Origin of the sequence: Bordetella genomosp. 5, from assembly GCF_002261315.1 — a bacterium.
In the GTDB taxonomy this organism is placed as follows: Bacteria; Pseudomonadota; Gammaproteobacteria; order Burkholderiales; family Burkholderiaceae_B; genus Bordetella.
The window spans coordinates 629,728-650,228 of the sequence record NZ_NEVP01000011.1; the positions used below are offsets into that span (position 1 = coordinate 629,728).

Annotated in this window: 16 protein-coding genes and 1 other RNA gene; 2 read left to right on the plus strand and 15 right to left on the minus strand. The window is 67.1% G+C overall.

Annotated elements, in window-relative coordinates; genetic code table 11:
- Nucleotides 1-8 precede the first annotated feature (8 nt).
- The 12 genes from CAL25_RS19980 to rnpB all read right to left on the minus strand — a co-directional run bounded on the left by CAL25_RS19980 (nucleotide 9) and on the right by rnpB (nucleotide 14,417).
- Nucleotides 9-959 carry a D-alanine--D-alanine ligase gene (locus CAL25_RS19980; RefSeq protein WP_094803195.1) on the minus strand — a complete coding sequence of 317 codons (951 nt, stop codon included), beginning with the start codon at nucleotides 957-959 and terminating at the stop codon, nucleotides 9-11.
- Complete coding sequence (gene murC, locus CAL25_RS19985) at nucleotides 956-2,362, minus strand: UDP-N-acetylmuramate--L-alanine ligase (RefSeq protein WP_094803197.1); 1,407 nt, start codon at nucleotides 2,360-2,362, stop codon at nucleotides 956-958. Before murC ends, CAL25_RS19980 begins: the two co-directional genes overlap by 4 nt.
- Nucleotides 2,359-3,432: an undecaprenyldiphospho-muramoylpentapeptide beta-N-acetylglucosaminyltransferase gene (gene murG / locus CAL25_RS19990; protein WP_094803199.1), complete on the minus strand. Its 1,074-nt coding sequence runs from the start codon at nucleotides 3,430-3,432 to the stop codon at nucleotides 2,359-2,361. Before murG ends, murC begins: the two co-directional genes overlap by 4 nt.
- Nucleotides 3,429-4,622, minus strand: a complete 1,194-nt coding sequence (gene ftsW, locus CAL25_RS19995; RefSeq protein WP_094803201.1) for a putative lipid II flippase FtsW — start codon at nucleotides 4,620-4,622, stop codon at nucleotides 3,429-3,431. Before ftsW ends, murG begins: the two co-directional genes overlap by 4 nt.
- The gene (gene murD / locus CAL25_RS20000; RefSeq protein ID WP_094803203.1) at nucleotides 4,619-6,151 is read right to left on the minus strand and encodes a UDP-N-acetylmuramoyl-L-alanine--D-glutamate ligase; all 1,533 of its coding nucleotides are present in this window, start codon (nucleotides 6,149-6,151) and stop codon (nucleotides 4,619-4,621) included. Before murD ends, ftsW begins: the two co-directional genes overlap by 4 nt.
- A 7-nt stretch (nucleotides 6,152-6,158) precedes the next feature.
- The gene (gene mraY / locus CAL25_RS20005) at nucleotides 6,159-7,328 is read right to left on the minus strand and encodes a phospho-N-acetylmuramoyl-pentapeptide-transferase (protein WP_094803205.1); all 1,170 of its coding nucleotides are present in this window, start codon (nucleotides 7,326-7,328) and stop codon (nucleotides 6,159-6,161) included.
- Entirely contained in the window at nucleotides 7,318-10,167 is a 2,850-nt protein-coding gene (murF, locus tag CAL25_RS20010; protein WP_094803207.1) for a bifunctional UDP-N-acetylmuramoyl-L-alanyl-D-glutamate--2,6-diaminopimelate ligase MurE/UDP-N-acetylmuramoyl-tripeptide--D-alanyl-D-alanine ligase MurF, read from the minus strand. The genes mraY and murF overlap by 11 nt, the downstream gene beginning before the upstream one ends.
- A complete protein-coding gene (locus CAL25_RS20015) occupies nucleotides 10,164-11,897 on the minus strand; it encodes a peptidoglycan D,D-transpeptidase FtsI family protein (protein WP_094803209.1) in 1,734 nt (577 codons plus the stop codon). Before CAL25_RS20015 ends, murF begins: the two co-directional genes overlap by 4 nt.
- Nucleotides 11,894-12,181 (minus strand): cell division protein FtsL, encoded by a 288-nt coding sequence (ftsL, locus tag CAL25_RS20020; protein ID WP_094803211.1) that lies wholly within the window; start codon nucleotides 12,179-12,181, stop codon nucleotides 11,894-11,896. Before ftsL ends, CAL25_RS20015 begins: the two co-directional genes overlap by 4 nt.
- Nucleotides 12,181-13,260: a 16S rRNA (cytosine(1402)-N(4))-methyltransferase RsmH gene (gene rsmH, locus CAL25_RS20025; RefSeq protein ID WP_094803213.1), complete on the minus strand. Its 1,080-nt coding sequence runs from the start codon at nucleotides 13,258-13,260 to the stop codon at nucleotides 12,181-12,183. The genes ftsL and rsmH overlap by 1 nt, the downstream gene beginning before the upstream one ends.
- A 7-nt stretch (nucleotides 13,261-13,267) precedes the next feature.
- Entirely contained in the window at nucleotides 13,268-13,696 is a 429-nt protein-coding gene (gene mraZ, locus CAL25_RS20030; RefSeq protein ID WP_094803215.1) for a division/cell wall cluster transcriptional repressor MraZ, read from the minus strand.
- A 310-nt stretch (nucleotides 13,697-14,006) separates the two neighbouring features.
- Nucleotides 14,007-14,417: RNase P RNA component class A (gene rnpB / locus CAL25_RS20035), an RNA gene on the minus strand.
- 89 nt (nucleotides 14,418-14,506) lie between these two features.
- Between rnpB and CAL25_RS20040 the strand changes: the two genes are divergently transcribed.
- Nucleotides 14,507-16,312 carry an ATP-binding cassette domain-containing protein gene (locus tag CAL25_RS20040; protein WP_094803340.1) on the plus strand — a complete coding sequence of 602 codons (1,806 nt, stop codon included), beginning with the start codon at nucleotides 14,507-14,509 and terminating at the stop codon, nucleotides 16,310-16,312.
- A gap of 74 nt (nucleotides 16,313-16,386) precedes the next feature.
- Here CAL25_RS20040 and pyrC read toward each other — a convergent pair whose 3' ends face one another.
- A complete protein-coding gene (pyrC, locus tag CAL25_RS20045) occupies nucleotides 16,387-17,451 on the minus strand; it encodes a dihydroorotase (RefSeq protein WP_094803217.1) in 1,065 nt (354 codons plus the stop codon).
- Between the two features lie 14 nt (nucleotides 17,452-17,465).
- Nucleotides 17,466-18,659 carry a M20 aminoacylase family protein gene (locus CAL25_RS20050; RefSeq protein ID WP_094803219.1) on the minus strand — a complete coding sequence of 398 codons (1,194 nt, stop codon included), beginning with the start codon at nucleotides 18,657-18,659 and terminating at the stop codon, nucleotides 17,466-17,468.
- Nucleotides 18,660-18,811: 152 nt separating this feature from the next.
- On the opposite strand from CAL25_RS20050, the gene CAL25_RS20055 reads away from it, so the two are divergent.
- Entirely contained in the window at nucleotides 18,812-19,090 is a 279-nt protein-coding gene (locus CAL25_RS20055) for an SWIB/MDM2 domain-containing protein (RefSeq protein WP_094803221.1), read from the plus strand.
- A gap of 545 nt (nucleotides 19,091-19,635) precedes the next feature.
- Here CAL25_RS20055 and CAL25_RS20060 read toward each other — a convergent pair.
- Nucleotides 19,636-20,040 (minus strand): DUF4870 family protein, encoded by a 405-nt coding sequence (locus tag CAL25_RS20060; RefSeq protein WP_094803223.1) that lies wholly within the window; start codon nucleotides 20,038-20,040, stop codon nucleotides 19,636-19,638.
- Nucleotides 20,041-20,501: the final 461 nt, after the last annotated feature.

Genomic DNA, 20,501 nt, shown 5'->3' on the forward strand with positions numbered 1-20,501 from the left:
CGTTCCGGTCAGGCGTTACGCGCCGGGGCCTGCAATTTGCAGGACGCCTCGGCCAGGATGGCCATGCACAGCTCGGGGTAGGACATGCCCACCGCGCGCGCCGCCATGGGCACCAGCGAGTGCCCGGTCATGCCGGGCGAGGTATTCATTTCGATCAGCCAGGGTCGATTCTGGCGGTCCAGCAGCACGTCGGCGCGGGCCCAGCCCTCGCAATCGAGCGCGCGGTAGGCCGCCACCGAGATGTTGGCGATCTCGTCGGCCAGCGATTTCGGCAGGTCGGCCGGGCAGAAGTACTGGGTCTCGTCGGAGAAGTACTTGTGCTCGTAGTCGTAGTTGCCCTGGGGCGCCACGATTTCGATGATGGGCAGCGCCCGCGCATTGCGGCCCTTGCCCATGAGCGCCACGGTGAGCTCGCGGCCGGTGATGAACTGCTCGGCCAGCACCGTCTCGTCGAAACGCGCGGCTGCCGCGTAGGCTTCTTTCATGTCGGAATAGCCGGACACCTTCGTGATGCCGACCGTCGACCCCTCATGCGGCGGCTTCAGGATCAGCGGCAGGCCGAGGCGATCGGGCACCAGGCGCAGTTCGCTGTCGGCATCGAGCGACTCGAACTGCGGCGTGGGCAGGCCGTGCTGCAGCCAGATCCGCTTGGTCATGATCTTGTCCATCGCGAGCGCCGAGGCCATCGGGCCGCTTCCGGTGTACGGAATGCCCAGCAGTTCGAGCGCGCCCTGCAGCGAGCCGTCTTCGCCGTAACGACCGTGCAGCGCGATGAAGACCCGATCGAAACGCGCGTCGGCCAGTTCGGCCAGGGTGCGCGTGCCGGTGTCGAACAGATGCGCGTCGACGCCCTGGCTGCGCAGCGCTTCGTGCACGCCGGTGCCGGACATGATCGAGACTTCGCGTTCGGCGGAACGACCGCCATACAGAACGCCTACCTTGCCGAACTGTGCGCTCATGCCTGTTCTCCCAATTGGGCCGGGATGCGGCTGATCGAACCGGCTCCCATCACCACCACCACGTCGCCGTCGCGCACGAAATCGCGCACGGCTTGCGGCAGCTCGGCCACGTCTTCGACGAACACGGGCTCGACCTTGCCCGCCACGCGCAGCGCACGCGACAGCGCGCGGCCATCGGCGGCCACCAGCGGCGCTTCGCCCGCGGCGTAGACCTCGGTGAGCAGCACGGCGTCGGCCGTGCCGAGCACGCGCACGAAGTCTTCGAAGCAGTCGCGCGTACGGGTATAGCGGTGCGGCTGGAAGGCCAGCACGATGCGACGGTCGGGCCAGGCGCCACGGGCCGCGGCCAGCGTCGCGGCCATCTCGACCGGGTGATGACCGTAGTCGTCGATGAGCGTGTAGGTGCCGCCGCCCTGGGCCTGCGACACGGGCAGATCGCCGTATTGGGTAAAGCGGCGGCCGACGCCCTTGAAGGCGGCGAGCGCCTGCTGGATCGCGTCATCGGACACGCCCAGCTCTGACGCCACGGCGATCGCGGCCAGCGCGTTGCGCACATTGTGCAGACCGGGCAGGTTCAACTCGACCTGCAGCGTGGGCAGTTCGATGTCGCGGTCACGGCGGCGCACGCTGAAGCGCATGCGGGTGCCGTCGGCCACGACGTCTTCGCCGCGCACCTGCGCTTCGGGCGACAGGCCGTAGGTCGTGATCGGACGCGACACGAAGGGCATGATCTCGCGCACGTTGGCGTCGTCCACGCACAGCACGGCGCTGCCGTAGAACGGCAGGCGCTGGGTGAACTCGATGAACGCGCTCTTGAGGCGCGCGACATCGTGACCGTAGGTGTCCATGTGATCGGCGTCGATGTTGGTCACGACGGCCATCACCGGCAGCAGATTCAGGAAGGAGGCGTCCGACTCGTCGGCCTCGACCACGATGAACTCGCCCTGACCCAGCTGCGCGTTGGCGCCGGCCGAATTCAGGCGGCCGCCGATCACGAAGGTGGGGTCCAGGCCGCCGGCGGCGAGCACGCTCGCGACCAGGCTGGTCGTGGTCGTCTTGCCATGGGTGCCGGCCACGGCGATGCCGCGCTTCAGGCGCATCAGTTCGGCCAGCATCACGGCGCGCGGCACCACGGGAATGCGCGCGGCACGTGCCGCGATCACTTCCGGGTTGTCGCCCGCGACCGCGGTGGACGTGACGATCGCGTCCGCGCCGGCGACGTTCTCGGCGGCATGGCCGATCGCCACGCGCAGGCCGAGACCGGCCAGACGGCGCGTGACCGTCGACTCGTTGAGGTCGGAACCGCTCACGGTGTAACCCAGATTGAGCAGCACCTCGGCGATGCCGCTCATGCCCGAGCCGCCGACGCCGACGAAATGAATATGTTGAATACGGTGTTTCATGTTGAACGCCCCGCTGCGGCAACGCACGCGTCGGCGATATCCTGGGCGGCCTGCACTCGCGCATGCGCACGGGCCCGGCCAGCCACGGTTTGTAGTTCGGTGCGCGTGCGCGCGGCCAGCCAGTCGGCCAGCCACTGCGCGGTCAGGTCCGGCTGCGGTTGCAGCCAGGCCGCCTGATCGTCGCTCAGGAAGCGCGCATTCGCGGTTTGATGATCATCGATGGCGTGCGGGAACGGCACGAACAGCGCCGCGACGCCCGCCGCCGCCACCTCGGACACGGTCATGGCGCCCGCGCGGCAGACCAGCAGGTCGGCCGCCCCCATGGCGCCGGCCATGTCTTCGATGAAAGGAACGCATTCGGCCTGCACGCCCGCCTGGTCATAGGCGGCACGCAGGGCCTGGAAGTGCTGTTCGCCGGCCTGATGCACGACCTGCGGCCGCACGTCGGCGGGCAGACGCGCCAGAGCTTGCGGCAGCACCGTGTTCAGCGCCTGGGCGCCGAGGCTGCCGCCCACCACGAGCAGGCGCAGCGGACCCGTGCGGCCCGCATAGCGCTCGGCCGGTGCCGGCAGCGCGGCCAGGTCGGCGCGCACCGGATTGCCCACGCACTCGGCCGCCGGCAGCACGCCGGGGAAGCCGGAGAGCACGCGACGCGCCATGCGCGCGAGCCAGCGATTGGCCGTGCCGGCGACGGCGTTCTGTTCGTGCACCACGACCGGAATGCGGCGCAGCGCGGCAACGGCGCCGCCCGGGAAGGCGACATAGCCGCCCATGCCCAGCACCACGTCGGGACGCACCGCGGACAGCCGGCCCCACGCTTCGGACAGCGCGCGCAGCAGCGTCAGCGGCAGCTTGATGAGCGTGCCCGCCCCTTTGCCGCGCACGCCCTGGAAATGCAGCGGAACGAGGTCGATGCCGCGCGGCGGCACCAGACGCCCTTCCATCTTGTCGGGATTGCCCAGCCACAGCACGCGCCAGCCGCGCGCGCGCAGCACTTCGGCCACGGCGAGGCCCGGCATGATGTGACCGCCGGTCCCACCGGCCATGATGAGGATCGTGGGCGCGGTCATACTCGCCCTCCCCGCATCAGGACGCGGTTTTCGATGTCGACGCGGATCAGGATCGCGAGCGCGCACAGATTCATGACGATGCCGGAGCCGCCATAGCTCATGAGCGGCAGCGTGAGGCCCTTGGTGGGCAGCAGGCCCAGGCACACGCCCATATTGATGAACGCCTGCACGCCGAACCACATCACCACGCCATGCGCGACGAGGCCCGAGAAGGTGCGTTCCATGGCGATCGCCTGGCGGCCGATATCGAAGCCGCGCTGCACGATGACCGCGAACAGCACGATGACGAGCATCACGCCGGCGAATCCGAGTTCCTCGCCCACGACCGCCATCAGGAAGTCGGTGTGCGCCTCGGGCAGGTAATGAAGCTTCTCGACGCTGGCACCCAGGCCCACGCCGAACCACTCTCCGCGGCCCAGCGCGATGAGCGAATGCGATAACTGATAGGCACTGCCGTAGGCGTTCTCTTCGTTCCAGGGATCCAGGTACGCGAACAGACGCGCGCGGCGCCACGGCGACAGCCAGATCAGCATGAGGAAGGTGCCCATGAGCACGGCCAGCAGGCTGCTGAAGTACTTGCCGTTGATGCCGCCCAGGAACAGGATCCCGATCGCGATCGCCACGATCACCATGAAGGCGCCGAGGTCGGGCTCGAGCAGCAGCAACATGCCGACCGCCCCCAGCGCGCAGGCCATGGGCAGGAAGCCGCGCGCGAAGGCCTGCATGTACTCCTGCTTGCGCACGGTGTAGTCGGCGGCGTAGAGCACGGCGGCCAGCTTCATCAGCTCGGAGGGCTGGAAATTGACCGGGCCCAGCGGAATCCAGCGGTGCGCGCCGTTGACCTCGCGGCCGATGCCCGGCACGAGCACGGCGAGCAGCAGGAACAGCGCGAACATGAAGAGCGGCACGGCGAGGCGCTGCCACACGCGCAGCGGCAGAGCGAGCGCGATCGCGGCCGCGACCAGGCCGGTCGTGAGGAAGAGCCCGTGGCGTACCACGAAGTAATAGCGACCGTACGAGGCGTAGCGCGGGCCGTCGGCCAGCGCGATCGACGCCGAATACACCATCAGCAGGCCGAGCAGCAGCAAAGTCGACGCGGCCACCACGAGCGGCAGGTCGAAATTGCGCATGCGGGTGCGCCCGGGGCGCACGGCATTGACGCTGGCGGTGAGTTCGGCGAACAGGCTCATAGCACCTCGCCCCGGTCGCGCGCGAGCTCTTCGACCTCTTCGACGAAGACCTGCCCGCGGTGCGGATAGTTGCGGAACATATCGAGGCTGGCGCAGGCCGGCGACAGCAGCACGGCATCGCCCTCCTGAGCCAGCTCGGCGGCGCGCCGTACCGCGTCGGCCATGTCGGCCGCGGCCACGCAGGGCACGCCGGTGGACGCCAGCACCTCGCCGATGGCCGGGCCATCGGTACCGATCAGCACGACGCCGCGCGCATGGCGCTTGACCATCGGCACGAGCGGCGAAAAATCCTGGCCCTTGCCCTGGCCGCCGGCGATCAACACGACGGTCTGACCCAGGCCTTCCAGCGCGGCGACGGTCGCGCCCACGTTGGTGCCCTTGGTGTCATTGATGTAGTCGACGCCCGCCACGGTACGCACGAACGACACCCGGCCCGGCTCGCCGGCATAGTCGCGCAGCGCGCGCAGCATCGGGCCCCAGCCGAGGTCCAGCGCACGCGCGAGCTGCATGGCGGCCAATGCGTTCAGGGCATTGTGCACGCCGCGAATGCGCAGGGCATCGGCCGGCATCAGACGGCTGACACGGCCGGCATGGCGCGCTGGCGGGGGAGCATCTTTCTTGCGCCGCACCGGCGGCGCGGGCTCGTCGAAATCGGTCGGCTCGCACGCCACCAGCCAGGCCATGCCATCGCCGGGCTCGAGGCCCATGTCGCCGACCAGCGCCGGCAAGCCGCGACCGAAGCTGCGCACGTCGAGCGCGTTCAGCCCGGACACCATGGCGACGGTCAGCGGGTCGTCGCGATTGACGATGGCGACGCGCGTCATCTTCAGCAAACGGGCCTTGGCATCCGCGTAGGCCTGCATGCTGCCGTGCCAGTCCAGGTGATCCTGCGTCACGTTGAGCACCACCGCCGCGTCGGCGCGCAGCGAGCGCGTCGTGTCGAGCTGGAAGCTCGACAGCTCGAGCACCCAGACCTGCGGCAACGCGTCGGCGTCGAGCGCATCGGCCAGAGCGGTCAGTGCCGCCGGGCTGATATTGCCCGCGGCCACCACGCTCAGCCCGGCGGACTCGATCAGCTGGCGCGTGAGCGCCGTGACCGTAGTCTTGCCATTGGTACCCGTGACGGCCAGCAGGCGCGGCCGATAGTCGTGCGACTCGGCAAGCTGTGCCAGCGCACGGGCGAACAATTCGATCTCGCCCACCACCTCGATGCCACGCTCGGCGGCAAGGGCCAGCAGGCCGGCGGTGGGCTCCGCGCCCGGCGCCAGGCCCGGGCTCAGCACGAGCTGATCCACGCCATCGAGCAGCTCGGGCGGGAACGCGTCGGCGCAACCCAGGTGGTACTCGACCTGCGCGTCGGCCAGGGCCTCGCGCAGTGCCGCCAGCCCGCCGGGTTCGGCGCGCGTGTCGGCCACGCGCAGCCGTGCACCCTGACGGGCGCACCAGCGCGCGCTGGCCGCACCGGTCTCTCCCAATCCGAGGATCAGGACGAGCGGTGCTGCGACGGGCGGCATCACTTCCATATTCATGTTTTGATCAACGCAACTTCAGAGTGGACAGACCAATCAGCACGAGCATCATGCTGATGATCCAGAAACGCACCACGACCTGGGTTTCCTTCCAGCCGCCCACCTCGAAATGGTGGTGCAGCGGCGCCATGCGGAATATCCGCCTGCCCTGGCCATATCTGCGCTTCGTGTACTTGAACCATGTCACCTGCATCATCACGGAGAGCGTTTCGACCACGAATACGCCGCCCATGATGAAAAGCACGATCTCCTGACGCACGATCACGGCGATGGTGCCGAGCGCGCCGCCCAGCGCCAGCGCGCCGACATCGCCCATGAACACCTGCGCGGGATAGGCGTTGAACCAGAGGAACGCGAGTCCCGCGCCCCCGATCGCCGCACATAGCACCATGAGTTCGGCCGCCCCCGGGATATACGGGAACAGCAGGTATTTGGAGTAATCGACGCGGCCCACCACGTAAGCGAATATGCCCAGCGCGCTGCCCACCATGACGGTCGGCATGATCGCGAGGCCGTCGAGGCCGTCGGTCAGGTTCACGGCATTGCTGGTGCCCACGATCACCGCCCAGGTGAGCGCGACGAAGCCCAGCACGCCCAGCGGATAGCTGACCGATTTGAAGAACGGCACGATCAAGTCGGCGCGGGTCGGCAACGGCATCGTGAAGCCGCTCGCCACCCAGGCCTTGAACAGCGGCCACAGCTCGGTGTTGGCCGGCGCCGACACGGCGAAAGCCAGGTAGACCGCCGCGATCAGACCGATCGTGGCCTGCCAGAAAAATTTCTGACGCGCCGGCATGCCCTCGGGATCGCGATGGACCACCTTGCGGTAGTCGTCCATCCAGCCGATCCAGCCGAAGCCGAACGTGACCAGCAGCACCACCCAGACGAAGCGGTTGGTCCAATCCGCCCACAGCAGCGTGCTGATGGCGATCGAGATCAGGATCAGCGCACCGCCCATCGTGGGCGTGCCGTTCTTGACCAGGTGCGATTCCGGGCCATAGGCGCGCACGGCCTGGCCGATCTTCATTTCGGTGAGCTTGCGAATCACCTTGGGACCGGCCACGAGACCGATCAGCAAGGCTGTCGCGCACGCCAGCACGGCGCGCAAGGTGATGTATTCGAACACGCCAATGGCGCGCACATCATCGGAAAGCCAGCGGGCGATCTCAAGCAGCATGCTCGCCTCCCTGGCCCTGCGGCCCCTGGCCGCCTTCGGTACTCAAAACCTTCACAACCCGCTCCATGCGCATAAAGCGCGAACCTTTTACCAATACGCTGGACGGGCGTGCGCCGCGCAGTGCGGCGATGACTTCGTCTACCGATGCGCAGGCGTGCGCCGCCGTACCGAACTCGGCCGCGGCCGTCCGGCTGGCGTCACCCAGCGTGATCAACGCGTCGATCCCGTGATCGCGCGCATATGCGCCCACCTCGCTATGCATGGCGGGCCCGTTGTCCCCCACTTCGCCCATGTCGCCGAGCACGAGGGCACGGGGACCGGGCAGTCGCGCCAGCACGTCGATGGCGGCGCGAACCGAGTCGGGGTTCGCATTGTAGGTGTCGTCGATCAGCAGCGTTCCGTCACTCAATTTCTTGCGCTGCATGCGGCCTTTGACCGCTTCAAAACCTTCGAGCGCCCGCAGCGCGCTCGTGAGCGGCGCGCCCGCGGCGAGCGCGCAGGCGATGGCCGCCAGCGCATTGCGCAGGTTGTGCAGGCCGGGCAACGGCAGCACCAGTTGGGCCTGGCCCAGCGGCGTGATCACCTGGCAGCGCGTGAAATCGGGATCCGCCTCGATCTGCTCGGCGTACACGTCCAGCCCCGGCTGCAGGCCGAAGCGAAGCATGCGGCGCGAGCCGGCGAGCGCTTCCCAGATGCCGGTGTAGGGCTCGTCGCCCGGAAACACCGCGATGCCGTCCGGCGGCAGCGCGCTGATCACCGCGCCGTTTTCGCGGGCCACGGCTTCGACCGTGACCATGAATTCCTGGTGCTCGCGCTGCGCGTTGGTGACCAGCGCCACCGTCGCCGCCGCCATCTCCGACAGATAAGCGATCTCGCCCGGATGGTTCATGCCGAGCTCGAACACCGCGGCGCGATGGCGGGCGCGCAGACGCAGCAGCGTGAGCGGCACACCGATTTCGTTGTTGAAATTGCCGGCGGTCGCGAGGCGGGCGTCTTCGCCCTGCCAGTCGGCCAGCATGCCGGCGATCATTTCCTTGGTCGTCGTCTTGCCGTTGCTGCCGGTCACGGCGATCACGGGCAACTTGAAACGCGCGCGCCACGCGGCGCCGATGCGGCCGAGTGCGAGCTTGGTATCGCCGAGCACCAGCTGCGTGAGCGAGCTGCCCGCCACAGGATGCGCGACGATGGCGGCGCATGCGCCGCCGGCCTGAGCCTGCGCCAGGTAATCGTGACCGTCGAAACTCTCGCCCACCAGCGCCACGAACAACTCGTTGGCGCCGACGCTGCGCGTATCGGTGCTCACGCCCGCCACATGCGGCAGCAGCAACGCGGCGCGCGCCCATTCACGATCGTCGAACGTGAGCTTGCGGCCCGCGATTTCCTGATAGGTTTCATGGCCTTTGCCGGCCAGCAGCACTACGTCGTCCGCATGGGCGGCCCACACGGTCTGGAGGATGGCGCGCGCGCGGTCCACCTGCGCCACCGCGCGCGTCGCGCGCGGCACGCCGGCCAGCACCTGATCGATGATGGCCTGCGGCGCCTCGCTGCGGGGATTGTCGCTGGTGACGACGAGGCGGTCGGCAAGGTCGGCGGCGATGCGGCCCATCTCGGGGCGCTTGCCGGCGTCGCGATCGCCACCGCAACCGAACAGGCAGGTCAGCGAACCGCCGCGCGCCTGGGCCAGCGGCCGCAGCGCGGCAAGCGCGCGGGCGAGCGCGTCCGGGGTGTGCGCGTAGTCCACGACCACCAGCGGGCCGGACGTGGCCGGCGACATCTGCGGCAACGCCGGAGTGGGCACGGCCTGCAGACGACCGTCCACCGGGGTGGCGGCAGCCAGCTCGCGAGCGACCTGCGACAGCGGCCAGCCCAGCTTGAGCAGCATGCCGGCGACCAGCAGCAGATTGGAGATGTTGTGCTTGCCCAGCAGACGCGTGACGATCTGCGCCTCGCCCTCGGGCGTGACCAGCGTAAAGACTTGTCCGTGCGACGTGGCCTGCAGATCACGCGCCAGCAGATCCGCCGGCACATCCTGCACGGAATAGCCCACGCGCAGGGTGGCGGGCAGACTGGCCAGCATGCGTTGGCCCGCGGCATCGTCGACATTGACGACGGCGGCGCGCAGCCCCGGCCAGCGGAACAACGCGGCCTTGGCCTGTTCGTAGCGCTCCATCGTCCCGTGGTAATCGAGATGGTCGCGGGTCAGATTGGTGAAGCCGGCGGCGGACAGACGCACGTTGTCCATGCGGCCCTGCTCGATACCGATCGAGGAGGCCTCCATCGCCACGGCCTGCGCGCCGGACGCGAGCATCGCGGCCAGCAGGCGGTGCAGGCTCAGCACATCGGGCGTGGTCAGATGCCCGCCCAGCGATTCACCGCCGGGGAGCAATGCGCCGAGCGTGCCGATGCTGCCGCAGGGCCGGCCCATGCGGGTCAGCGCCTGCGCGAGCCAATGCACGCACGAGGTCTTGCCATTGGTGCCGGTCACGGCCACCACGGTCAGCTTGGCCGAGGGCTGGCCGTACCAGAGGTCGCCCAGCTCGCCGAGCATTCCGCGCAGGTTCGCCACCGGACGGACCCGGTCATCGGCGGCCCGCTCGGGCGCGCCTTCGGCTTCGCACAGAACCGCGGCGGCGCCTGCCGCCAGGGCCTGTTCTATATAGAGACGGCCATCGCTGGCGAGTCCGGCGCAGGCGACGAACACGTCGCCTGCTGCCACGTCGCGCGAATCCAGACGCAGGTGCGCCGTGCCGACGGCACGCTCGCGCAGCCAGGTCACGTGCGGCTCGGCCGCGCCGGGCTCGGCCAGGACTCGCACCAGCGCGTTGAACGGCTGACTCATCGCGCGCCCCCTTCCGGCACGCCGGCCACGATGGTGGACTCGAACGGCGCGTCGGGCTGCACGCCCATCAGACGCAGGCTGCCGCCGGTAATGCTGGAGAACACCGGTGCCGCGATCGCGCCACCGTAATAACCGCCCACCTTGGGCTCATCAATCGACACGGCCACGATGATCTTGGGATTGGAAACCGGCGCGAAGCCGACGAACGAACTGCGATAACGCTGGGTGCTGTACTTGCCGTCGACGATCTTGCGCGCGGTGCCGCTCTTGCCGGCCACGCGGTAGCCCTGGACCTGAGCGGCCTTGGCCCCATCCGGGCCGGCGGCCGCTTCCAGCATCGCGCGCACCATCGCGGCGGTCTTGGGGTTGTAGATCTTGACGCTGGTGGGATCGCTATCGCGCCGCACCAGGGTGAGCGACACCATGTCGCCGTCGCGCGCAAACACGGTATAGGCGCGCGCCACCTGCAGCAGCGAGACGGACAGCCCGTAGCCGTACGCCATCGTGGCTTTCTCGATCAGGCGCCAGCGGTCCCAGGGACGCAGACGTCCCGGCGCCGCGCCCGGGAAACCCAGCTGGGGCGCCTGGCCCAGGCCGAGCTCGGTGAAGCGATCCCACATCTCCTTGGCCTGCAGCTTCTCGGAGATCATGGTCATGCCGATGTTGCTCGACTTGCGCAGCACGCCGGCCACGTCGAGCGTGCCGTTACGGCTCACGTCGCTGATCGTCGAGCCCTGATACTGGAATCGGCCATTGCCGGTTTCGAACTGCGTGTTGGTGGTGATGCGGCCCAGATCCAGCGCCAGCGCGGCCGTGAACGGCTTCATGATCGAGCCGGGCTCGAACGTGTCCGTGATCGCCTGATTGCGCAGCGACGCCATCTGGAAAGTTTCGCGATTGTTCGGATCGAACGAAGGCAGGCTGGCCAGCGCCAGGATCTCGCCCGTGTGCACGTCCAGCACGACGGCCGTGGCCGCGCGGGCCTGGTGCTTGTCGAGCGCGACCTGCAGCTCCTTGAAAACCAGATACTGCAGGCGCGTGTCGATCGACAGACGCAGATCGCGGCCATCCACCGGCAGCGTCACGGCCTGCACGTCTTCGATCACGCGACCGAGGCGATCCTTGATGACGCGGCGGGTGCCCGGGCGGCCTTCCAACTGCTGATTGAAGGTGAGCTCGACGCCCTCCTGCCCCTTGTCTTCCACGTTGTTGAAGCCGACGATGTGCGCCGTGACCTCGCCCTCGGGGTAATAGCGGCGCGACTCGGGCTGCTGATGCACGCCCGGCATCGCAAGCTGCTTGATCTTTTCCGCAACTTCCATCGGCACCTGACGCTTCAGGTAGACGAAGTTGCGGTCTTCGTCGGCCAGGCGGCGGCGCAGCTCGGAAATCGGCGTGTCGAGCAGCTTGGACAGCACGTTCAGCTGTTCGGGGCTGGCCTGGCGGGCGTCTTCGGGAATCGCCCAGATGGCGCGCGCCGGCACGCTCGATGCCAGCACGACGTTGTTGCGATCGAGGATCTTGCCGCGCGTGGCCGACAGCGTCAGCGTGCGCTCGTAGCGCCGCTCGCCCTGCTGCTGCAGGAACTCGGTCGAGATGCCCTGCAGAAACAGCGCGCGCCCCGCGAGCACGACGAATCCGCAGAACAGCAGAATCAGCACGAGCCGGGCGCGCCACATGGGCAACTGCCCGCGCAGCACGGGGTTGTCGAAGAACGGCACACGCTTCATTGCGCGCCTCCGGCCGCCGACTGGGGTTGATTCATATAGATCGTGCGATCGGGCACGATCGGGATCATCTTGAGTTCTTCGCGCGCGGCATGATCCACGCGGGCATTGCGTGCCAGCTCGGCGCGCTCGAGTTGAAGCCGACGCCAGTTGGTGTCGAGATCACGCGCCTCGGCCTGACCCCGTCCCAGCTCGATGAAGAGCTGGCGCGACTGATAGCGGCTGGTCACCAGGGAAATGGCGGACAGCATCAGCAGCGCGGCGACGATCAGGCTGGCTCGGCCCATCAGCGGCGCCTCCCCCGGCCAGCGGCAGGCTCGCCGGGGACCTTCATGGCGTTCACGAAGGCGGCGCCGCCGTCGCCCGACAGCGGCGTGGTGGTGCGTTCGGCGGCACGGAGAATGGCGGAACGCGAACGCGCGTTGCCGGCGACCTCTTCATCGGAAGCCACGACCTTGCCCAGCGAGCGCACCACGGGTTGGGGCATTTCGCTTTCGCGCAGGGGCAGACGAGCATGCACCGCGCCCGGCCGGGCGGCCGCCGCGATGCATTGCTTGACCATGCGGTCTTCCAGCGAGTGGAAACTGATCACCGCCAACCTCCCCCCAGGCGCGAGCAGCTCTAGAGCTGACGCGAGGGCGCGCGCGAGCTCTTCGAGCTCCCGATTGATGTAAATCCGTAGAGCCTGAAAGGTGCGTGTGGCCGGATGCTGCCCCTTTTCGCGCGTGCGGACGGCGCTGGCGACGCACTCGGCAAGCTCGAGCGTGGTGCGCAGCGGCCGTGTTGCGCGGCGAGCAGCAATCGCCTTTGCAACCTGAAAAGCAAACCGTTCTTCGCCATAATCTGCGATGACCTCCCGCAACTCGTCCACACTGGCTTCTGCCAGCCACTCCGCGACCGTGGGGCCGCGGCTCGTATCCATACGCATGTCGAGCGGGCCGTCTCGCATAAACGAAAAGCCACGCTCGGCATCATCAATCTGGGGCGATGACACGCCTAGATCCAGCATCACGCCATCGACCTTGTCGATGCCGCGCGCCGTCAATTCCTCGGTCATGGTGGCAAAGCCCCCATGCACCACTGTCACCCGGGCGTCCGCGGCGGCCAGCGCTTGCGCCACCGCGATCGCCTGAGGATCCTTGTCGAAAACAAACAGACGGGCCTGCGCACCCAGCCGGCTCAAGAGCTCGCGGCTGTGACCGCCCCGACCGAACGTGCCATCCACGAAGACGCCGCGCTCGGCGCGCGCGTCGGTCGCGGTGTCGGCGGGTGCACGCTGGCGGCTCGCTCCCTTGCCGCCAAAATCTGGCTGCAACAAGGCGTCCACCGTCGGCTCCAGCAGGACGGGCCGATGCTCGAATTCCATAGCGGTTTCAGAACGAAAACTGGTTCAACACGTCCGGCATTCCCTGTGCCAGGTCCTCCGCCTCGCGGCGGGCCAGGGAAGCGGCATCCCAGAGCTCGAAGTGCGTGCCCATACCGAGCAGCATCACGTCGCGCGTCATACCGGAAGCGTTGCGCAGTTCGGGCGCGATCAGAACCCGGCCGGAACCGTCGATCTCCACGTCCTGGGCGTTGCCCAGCAACAGCCGTTGCAGGCCCCGAGCCGTCATGGGAAAGGCGGCAATCTGCTCGCGCTTCTTTTCCCACTCATTGCGCGGATACACCAGCAGACAGCCGTCGGGGTGGCGGGTGAGTGTCAGGCGGCCTTCAGCCTGGGAAACCAGGGCGTCACGATGCCGGGTCGGAATCGAGATCCGTCCCTTCGCATCCATTGTGAGCGCACTGCTTCCTTGAAACACCCGTTTTGCCCCACTTAATTGCACAATTTCCTACTATTTCCCACTCTACGGGAACGGCATAGACGGGTCAAGCTGGAGGTTGCAATTTTTTCAATCACAACAAGGACTTAGGCCAAATTGTAAAAATGGGCCGCATCAAAAGATGCTGTGAAATCAGCAGCTTGCAGCTACATCTCAAAGTCCTGCGTGAAGAATCTGCGGCATTTAAAGCGCCGCTCTCGGGGGGCAATGCCGTCAATGTCTGGAAATTCGCGCGTGTCGGGGCGACTGCGCCAGGACGGTGCAAAGAAATTTCCGGATCTGGGGGGAGTTGCGAGGTGAGTCTATAGGCCGGATTTTGTACGCCGGGTGACCCCGGCGGGCAATCATTCCTCTAGGCGCGCCATTGCTGACGCGCTCATGCCACCTACCCGCATGCTCGGACGGAGCCGCCCTTCCCGGTCCGAAGACCGTACGCATGCCTATTTGATGTTGCTCCGGATAGAGGTTGCCGCGTTTCACCCTGCGACGCCGCCGCCCGTTGCCGGACGGCTCAGCACGGAGATGGCCGTGCCGGTGCGCTTTCGCGCCCGCTCCGCAGACTCGTCTCTGTGGCCCTGTTCCTCGGCTTCGCTGACGGACAAGCCGCCAGTTCGCCGGACGGCCGTTAGCCGCTATCCCGCCCTGTGGAGTCCAGACCTTCCTCGATGGCTTGCGCCACCGCGATTGCCCGACCCACCTCGCCGGCGCATTTTAGACTAAATGGCGGACGCGCCCGTGCGGGCCCCGGTTCCTGCGACAATACGGGTCATTCTCCAAGCGTTGCGCTACATGGCTCTCAACACCCTGATCTCGCTTACCGACGTCCAACTGGCCTTCGGTCACCACCCGCTGCTGGACCACGCCGACTTCTCCATCCAGGAGGGCGAGCGTATCGGCCTGATCGGCCGCAACGGCGCCGGCAAGTCTTCGCTCCTGCGCCTGCTCGATGGCCGCAACCAACCCGACGACGGCGACATCGCGCGCATGTCGGGCCTGCGCGTGGTCACGGTCGAACAAGAACCCCAGCTCGACGACACGCTCACCGTCTACGACGCCGTCTGTGCCCCGGATCTGCACCCCGAAGACTGGCAGCGCCCCTCGCGCGTGCGCGCCGCCCTCGAAAAGCTGGGGCTTCCGGCCGACGCCTTGATCGCCGGCCTGTCGGGCGGCACCCGCAAGCGCGTCGCGCTGGCGCGCGCCCTCGTCGACGAACCCGACCTGCTGCTGCTCGATGAGCCCACCAACCACCTCGACTTCGAGGGCATCGCCTGGCTCGAGAGCCTACTGCGCAACTGGAAAGGCGCGGCCATCATCATCACCCACGATCGGCGCTTTCTCGACGCCATCGCCACCCGCATCGTCGAACTGGATCGCGGGCGCCTGCTCAGCTTCCCCGGCAATTTCAGTCAGTGGCAGGAGCGCAAGGCGCAGTGGCTGGAGTCCGAGCGCCTCGAGCAGGCCCGCTTCGACAAGCTGCTGGCGCAGGAAGAGGTCTGGATCCGCAAGGGCGTGGAAGCCCGCCGCACCCGCAACGAAGGCCGGGTGCGCCGCCTCGAGAGACTGCGCGTCGAGCGCGCCGAACGCCGGGAGCGCGTCGGCGACGTCAATCTGGCGCTGGCCGAAGGCCAACGCTCCGGCAAGATGGTCGCCGAGCTCAACGACGTGAGCAAGACGTTCGGCGACCGCACGGTGGTGCGCGACTACTCGACCACCATTCTGCGCGGCGACCGCATCGGCATCATCGGTGCCAACGGCGCCGGCAAGACCACCCTGCTCAAGCTGATCCTGGGCCAGCTCGAGCCAGACAGCGGCAGCGTGCGCATGGGCACCAACGTCGAAGTCGCCTATTTCGACCAGATGCGGGCCCAGCTCGACGAAGAAGCCTCCCTGGTCGACATCATCAATCCGGGCAGCGAATGGATCGAGATCGGCGGCACGCGCAAGCACGTGATGACCTATCTCGGCGACTTCCTGTTCTCGCCCGCCCGCGCCGGCTCGCCGGTCAAGAGCCTGTCGGGCGGCGAACGCGCCCGCCTGCTGCTGGCCAGGCTGTTTGCGCGCCCGGCCAACGTGCTGGTGCTCGACGAACCCACCAACGACCTCGACATCGAGACGCTCGAGCTGCTCGAAGAACTGCTGCAGGAATACAGCGGCACCGTCCTGCTCGTGAGCCACGATCGGGCCTTCCTCAACAACGTCGTCACGCAAACCATCGCGGCCGAAGGCGATGGCCGCTGGCGCGACTACGTCGGCGGCTACGACGAGTGGGTGGCCCAGCGCCCCGAGCCTGTCGAGGCGCCGAAGGCCGCGCCCGCGGCCCCCAAAGCGCCCGCGCCGGCAAAGCCCAAGCCCGCACGCACGGCCAAGATCAACAGCTGGGAGCTCCGTGAGCTCGAGGCCCTGCCCGACGCCATCGCCGCCCTCGAAGCGGAACAGGCCACGCTGGCCGGCAAGCTCGCCGATGGCAGCCTGTATCGCGACGCGCCGCAGGAAGTCGATGAGGTCAACGCGGCATTGAAGCGGATCGAGAGCGAGCTCGAAGAAAAGTTCGCTCGTTGGGAAGCCTTGGAAGCGAAGAACGCCGCGGGCGCCTGAGCCCGCGCGCAAGCACCATGCAAAAAAAACGGCCTGCGCAAACGCGCAGGCCGTTTTTCATTGCGGGGCAAGCGTCAGACCGCGACGCGCCAGGGCAAGGTCTCGCCGGCGGCCAGCGGCACGAGCGACGTGTCGCCGAACGGCAGCGCCTCCGGAATCGCGAAGCTGTCGCGCACCAGCGTCAGCGTGCCGGTGTTGCGCGGCAGGCCATAGAAGTCCGGGCCATGGAAGCTGGCGAAGCCCTCGAGGCGATCGATGCGACCCACCTGATCGAACGCCGTTGCGTAAAGCTCCATCGCGTGCAGCGCGGTGTAGCAGCCGGCACAGCCGCACGCGTGTTCTTTGAGGCCACGCGCATGCGGTGCGCTGTCGGTACCCAGGAAGAAACGCGGGCTGCCGCCCGTGGCGGCCTCGACCAGCGCCACCCGGTGCGTTTCGCGCTTCAGGATCGGCAGACAGTACCAGTGCGGACGCACGCCGCCCTGGAAAATCGCGTTGCGGTTATAGAGCATGTGCTGGGGCGTGATCGTGGCGGCGATGGGGCCCTCGGCATCGCGCACGTACTCGGCGCCATCCTTGGTGGTGATGTGTTCGAACACCACCTTCAGGGCCGGGAACGCGCGACGCAGCGGGATCATCACGCGGTCGATGAACACCGCCTCGCGATCGAACACGTCGATGCCGGGATCGGTCACTTCGCCATGCACCAGCAGCGGCATGCCGCACTTCTCGAGCGCGGCCAGCGCCGGCGCGCACTTGCCGAGCAGATCGGTGACGCCCGCGTCGGAATTGGTGGTGGCGCCCGCGGGGTACAGCTTGACGGCATAAACCTGACCCGACGCATGCGCGCGCTCGATCTCGGCGGCAGGCGTGTTGTCGGTGAGATAGAGCGTCATCAGCGGCGTGAACGCCTTGGGATCGCCGCCCGCCTTGAGCAGCGCGGCGTCGATGCGCGCACGATAGGCCAACGCCTGCTCGGTCGTCGTGACCGGCGGCTTCAGGTTGGGCATGATGATGGCGCGCGAAAACTGACGCGCCGTATCGCCGACCACGGCCTCCAGGGCGGCACCGTCGCGCAGATGCAGGTGCCAGTCGTCGGGACGGGTGATCGTGAGTTGAGTCATTTGCTGAATGGACATGAGTAAAGGGGCCGTTACTCGGCCAGCGGCATGCCGCGCTCGGCCAGCGCGGCGAACATCGCGCTGCCCAGCGGGATCACCGCGTCATTGAAATCGAAATGCGAGTTGTGCAGCACGCAGCCGGACTCCGCACCGCCCTGGCCCAAGCGGAAATAGGCGCCCGGCCGTTGTTGCAGCATAAAGGAAAAATCCTCGGAGCCCATCGACGGGGTGAGATCGCGCACCACGTTTTCCTTGCCGACCATCTCCGTGGCGATGTCCGCCACCAGCACCGCGTGCTGCGGCGTGTTGAGCGTCGCCGGGTAGATGCGTTCGTAATTGACCTCGGCCGTCGCGCCGAAGGCCTGCGAAATCGCGGTCGCCAACTCGCGCATGCGTGTCTCGACCATCTCCTGCACGGACTTGCGGAAGGTGCGCACGGTGCCCACCATCCTGGCCTCTCGCGGGATCACGCTCATCGCGCCCGGATGGCCGGCCTGCAACGAACCGATCGACAGCACGGCGGAGTCGAGCGGATTCACATTGCGCGACACGATCGTCTGCAGTGCCGTGATCAGATGGCCCGCGACCGTGACCGGATCGATGGTCTGGTAGGGATGCGCGCCATGGCCGCCGCGCCCCTGGATCGTGATTTCAAACCGGTCGGCCGCGGCCATCATCGGTCCGGGATTCACGCCCACAGTCCCCGGACGCAGACCGGGCCAGTTGTGCAGGGCATAGATCGCGTCGCAGGGATAGGTGTCGAACAGACCGTCGTCGATCATGGCCTTGGCGCCGCCGCGTCCTTCTTCGGCGGGCTGGAAGATCAACACGGCCGTGCCATCGAAGTTGCGCGTCTTGGCCAGATAGCGCGCCGCGCCCACCAGAATCGCGGTGTGGCCGTCATGGCCGCAACCGTGCATCAGTCCGGGCTTGGTCGACTTATGGCTGAAGTCGTTGTCTTCTGCCATCGGCAGCGCGTCCATGTCGGCGCGTAGTCCGATCATGCGGCCGCTGCTGGTGCCACGGCCACGAATCACGCCCACCACGCCGGTCTTGCCGATCCCACGGTGCACCTCGATGCCCAGCGCCTCGAGCTGCCCGGCCACGATGCCGGAGGTACGTACCTCTTCGAAACCCAGCTCCGGATGGGCATGGAGGTCACGGCGCAATGCCGTCAGTTCGTCATGAAAAAGCCGTATGGATTCAAGTGCTGAGCGTGCGTACATGGGCAGGTTACACTGGGTGCGATAGGCGGAGTTCGAGGCCTGATTTTAGTTGCTACAGAGGATAAATGCCTTTGTCTTTACTGTAGAGACACGTTATGCTGCGGCCCGCAGGACACATTTTTCCAACAATCTCAGAGAAGGAGCGCCGCATTATGGCCACACCCTCCAAAACCGCGACTCCGCGCAAACCGAACGCCGCGTTCATGAAGCCCCTGACCCCCAGCGCCGAGCTCGCTGCCGTCATCGGTTCGGAAGCCGTGCCGCGCACCGAGGTCACCAAAAAGATCTGGGACTACATCAAGGCTCACAACCTGCAAGACGCAAGCAACAAGCGCAACATCAACGCTGATGCCAAGCTGCGCCCGATTTTCGGCAAGGATCAGGTCACGATGTTCGAACTGACCAAGTTGGTCAACGCCCACCTCAAGTGATCCAGGTTAGGGCGTACCTCGTACGTCCCTACCCCGACACGCTCGCCGCTCCAGTCCTGGCGGCGTAGCGCGAAACGTACGCCTCATCCGTACGTTTCGCTGCGGACCACTCCGCAGCCGCCCAGAGCGCGCGCAGCCACATCCCCCGCATTCCCCATCAGCACGCCTCCAGACCGGATCCCGACCTGTCCAGACGCGTGTGCTCGGACGTGGCCGCGCGCGGTAGTGCATGGGCAACTTTCGTTCCCGCGGTACATACACATCCGCGATGCCACGTCATGATCGTCGCATCGGACTTCGCTGCGCGCGCAACAAACTTTCTTTCCGAACCGCTACGCACCGACGCGCCCACGACGAGTTCGAGGCACCACCACAGTCCGGCTCGCGCGCTGCATGTCCTGCGTGGTTTGCTCCGGACGACGCTGAGCATGGAATCCCGTGCGTGGCTTGCCAGGGCCCTCATGTGCGTCGCACACCGCCCAAAAGACAAAACCGGCCCTGAGGCCGGTTTTGCGTCTGTCGTTGCCTCGTCCGAGGCCGTGACATCAGTGCCAGGTCGACGGCACGGTGCCTGAATGGAGCGCCAGCCATCCGCGGATGACACGATAGGCGACCCAGGCCACGGTGATCACGACGCCGATCCAGCCGATCGCGATCAAGGTGAGGATGGCGGAAATGGCGAGCCACAGCAGCGACCACCAGAAGGTGCGCAGCAGCCAGTCGAAGTGCTGCGCGTACAGGGTACCCGCGGTATCCGAGCGCTTCACGTACATCAACACCACGGCGGCGATGGTGGCCACCCACAGAAATCCGCTCGTCAGATAGCCGACGGCGAACAGGCCGTAGGCAATGTGGGTCAGCGTACGCAGGTCCGGGCCGGTCGAGCCGGTGCTAATCGGCGGGGGGATCTGGGAATCGCTCACGATAACTGCTCCATCGAATAAGTTCAGTCAATCTTACCGCACAATAAGAGCACAACCGGGGCGCCGGGCATGTCGGATCAGGCCCGTTGTTAATAGGGAACGCGCACTTGCCAGGGGCACGAAACGGCGGTCCCGAAGGGGCCCCGATCCCACCGGCGGGACCCGCGCCGATGCCGACGCAACCGCGCGGCCAGGCGCTTCACACGTCCTCACCGTCACCACCGCACGATGAGGCCCACCGTGCCCTTGAAACGAGCCTGAGCCTGGTCCTTGCAGCTCAGCGAGCCAACATGAGCGAGGAGCCGTCGTCCGGCCGATCTCAAGAGCTGGTCGCGCAGCGCATGACGTAAAGCGTCGCCCCAAAGACAAAACCCCACTGGCGTGAGCCAGTGGGGTTTTGAGCAATAAAAGCCTGACGATGACCTACTTTCACAAACGAATGTTCACTATCATCGGCGCGAAGGCGTTTCACGGTCCTGTTCGGGATG

Coding starts and splice junctions, on each gene's coding strand:
- CAL25_RS19980 (WP_094803195.1), bottom strand. CDS start 959: ATGAGCGCACAGTTCGGCAAGGTAGGCGTTCTGTATGGCGGTCGTTCC.
- murC (WP_094803197.1), bottom strand. CDS start 2,362: ATGAAACACCGTATTCAACATATTCATTTCGTCGGCGTCGGCGGCTCG.
- murG (WP_094803199.1), bottom strand. CDS start 3,432: ATGACCGCGCCCACGATCCTCATCATGGCCGGTGGGACCGGCGGTCAC.
- ftsW (WP_094803201.1), bottom strand. CDS start 4,622: ATGAGCCTGTTCGCCGAACTCACCGCCAGCGTCAATGCCGTGCGCCCC.
- murD (WP_094803203.1), bottom strand. CDS start 6,151: ATGAATATGGAAGTGATGCCGCCCGTCGCAGCACCGCTCGTCCTGATC.
- mraY (WP_094803205.1), bottom strand. CDS start 7,328: ATGCTGCTTGAGATCGCCCGCTGGCTTTCCGATGATGTGCGCGCCATT.
- murF (WP_094803207.1), bottom strand. CDS start 10,167: ATGAGTCAGCCGTTCAACGCGCTGGTGCGAGTCCTGGCCGAGCCCGGC.
- CAL25_RS20015 (WP_094803209.1), bottom strand. CDS start 11,897: ATGAAGCGTGTGCCGTTCTTCGACAACCCCGTGCTGCGCGGGCAGTTG.
- ftsL (WP_094803211.1), bottom strand. CDS start 12,181: ATGGGCCGAGCCAGCCTGATCGTCGCCGCGCTGCTGATGCTGTCCGCC.
- rsmH (WP_094803213.1), bottom strand. CDS start 13,260: ATGGAATTCGAGCATCGGCCCGTCCTGCTGGAGCCGACGGTGGACGCC.
- CAL25_RS20040 (WP_094803340.1), top strand. CDS start 14,507: ATGGCTCTCAACACCCTGATCTCGCTTACCGACGTCCAACTGGCCTTC.
- pyrC (WP_094803217.1), bottom strand. CDS start 17,451: ATGTCCATTCAGCAAATGACTCAACTCACGATCACCCGTCCCGACGAC.
- CAL25_RS20050 (WP_094803219.1), bottom strand. CDS start 18,659: ATGTACGCACGCTCAGCACTTGAATCCATACGGCTTTTTCATGACGAA.
- CAL25_RS20055 (WP_094803221.1), top strand. CDS start 18,812: ATGGCCACACCCTCCAAAACCGCGACTCCGCGCAAACCGAACGCCGCG.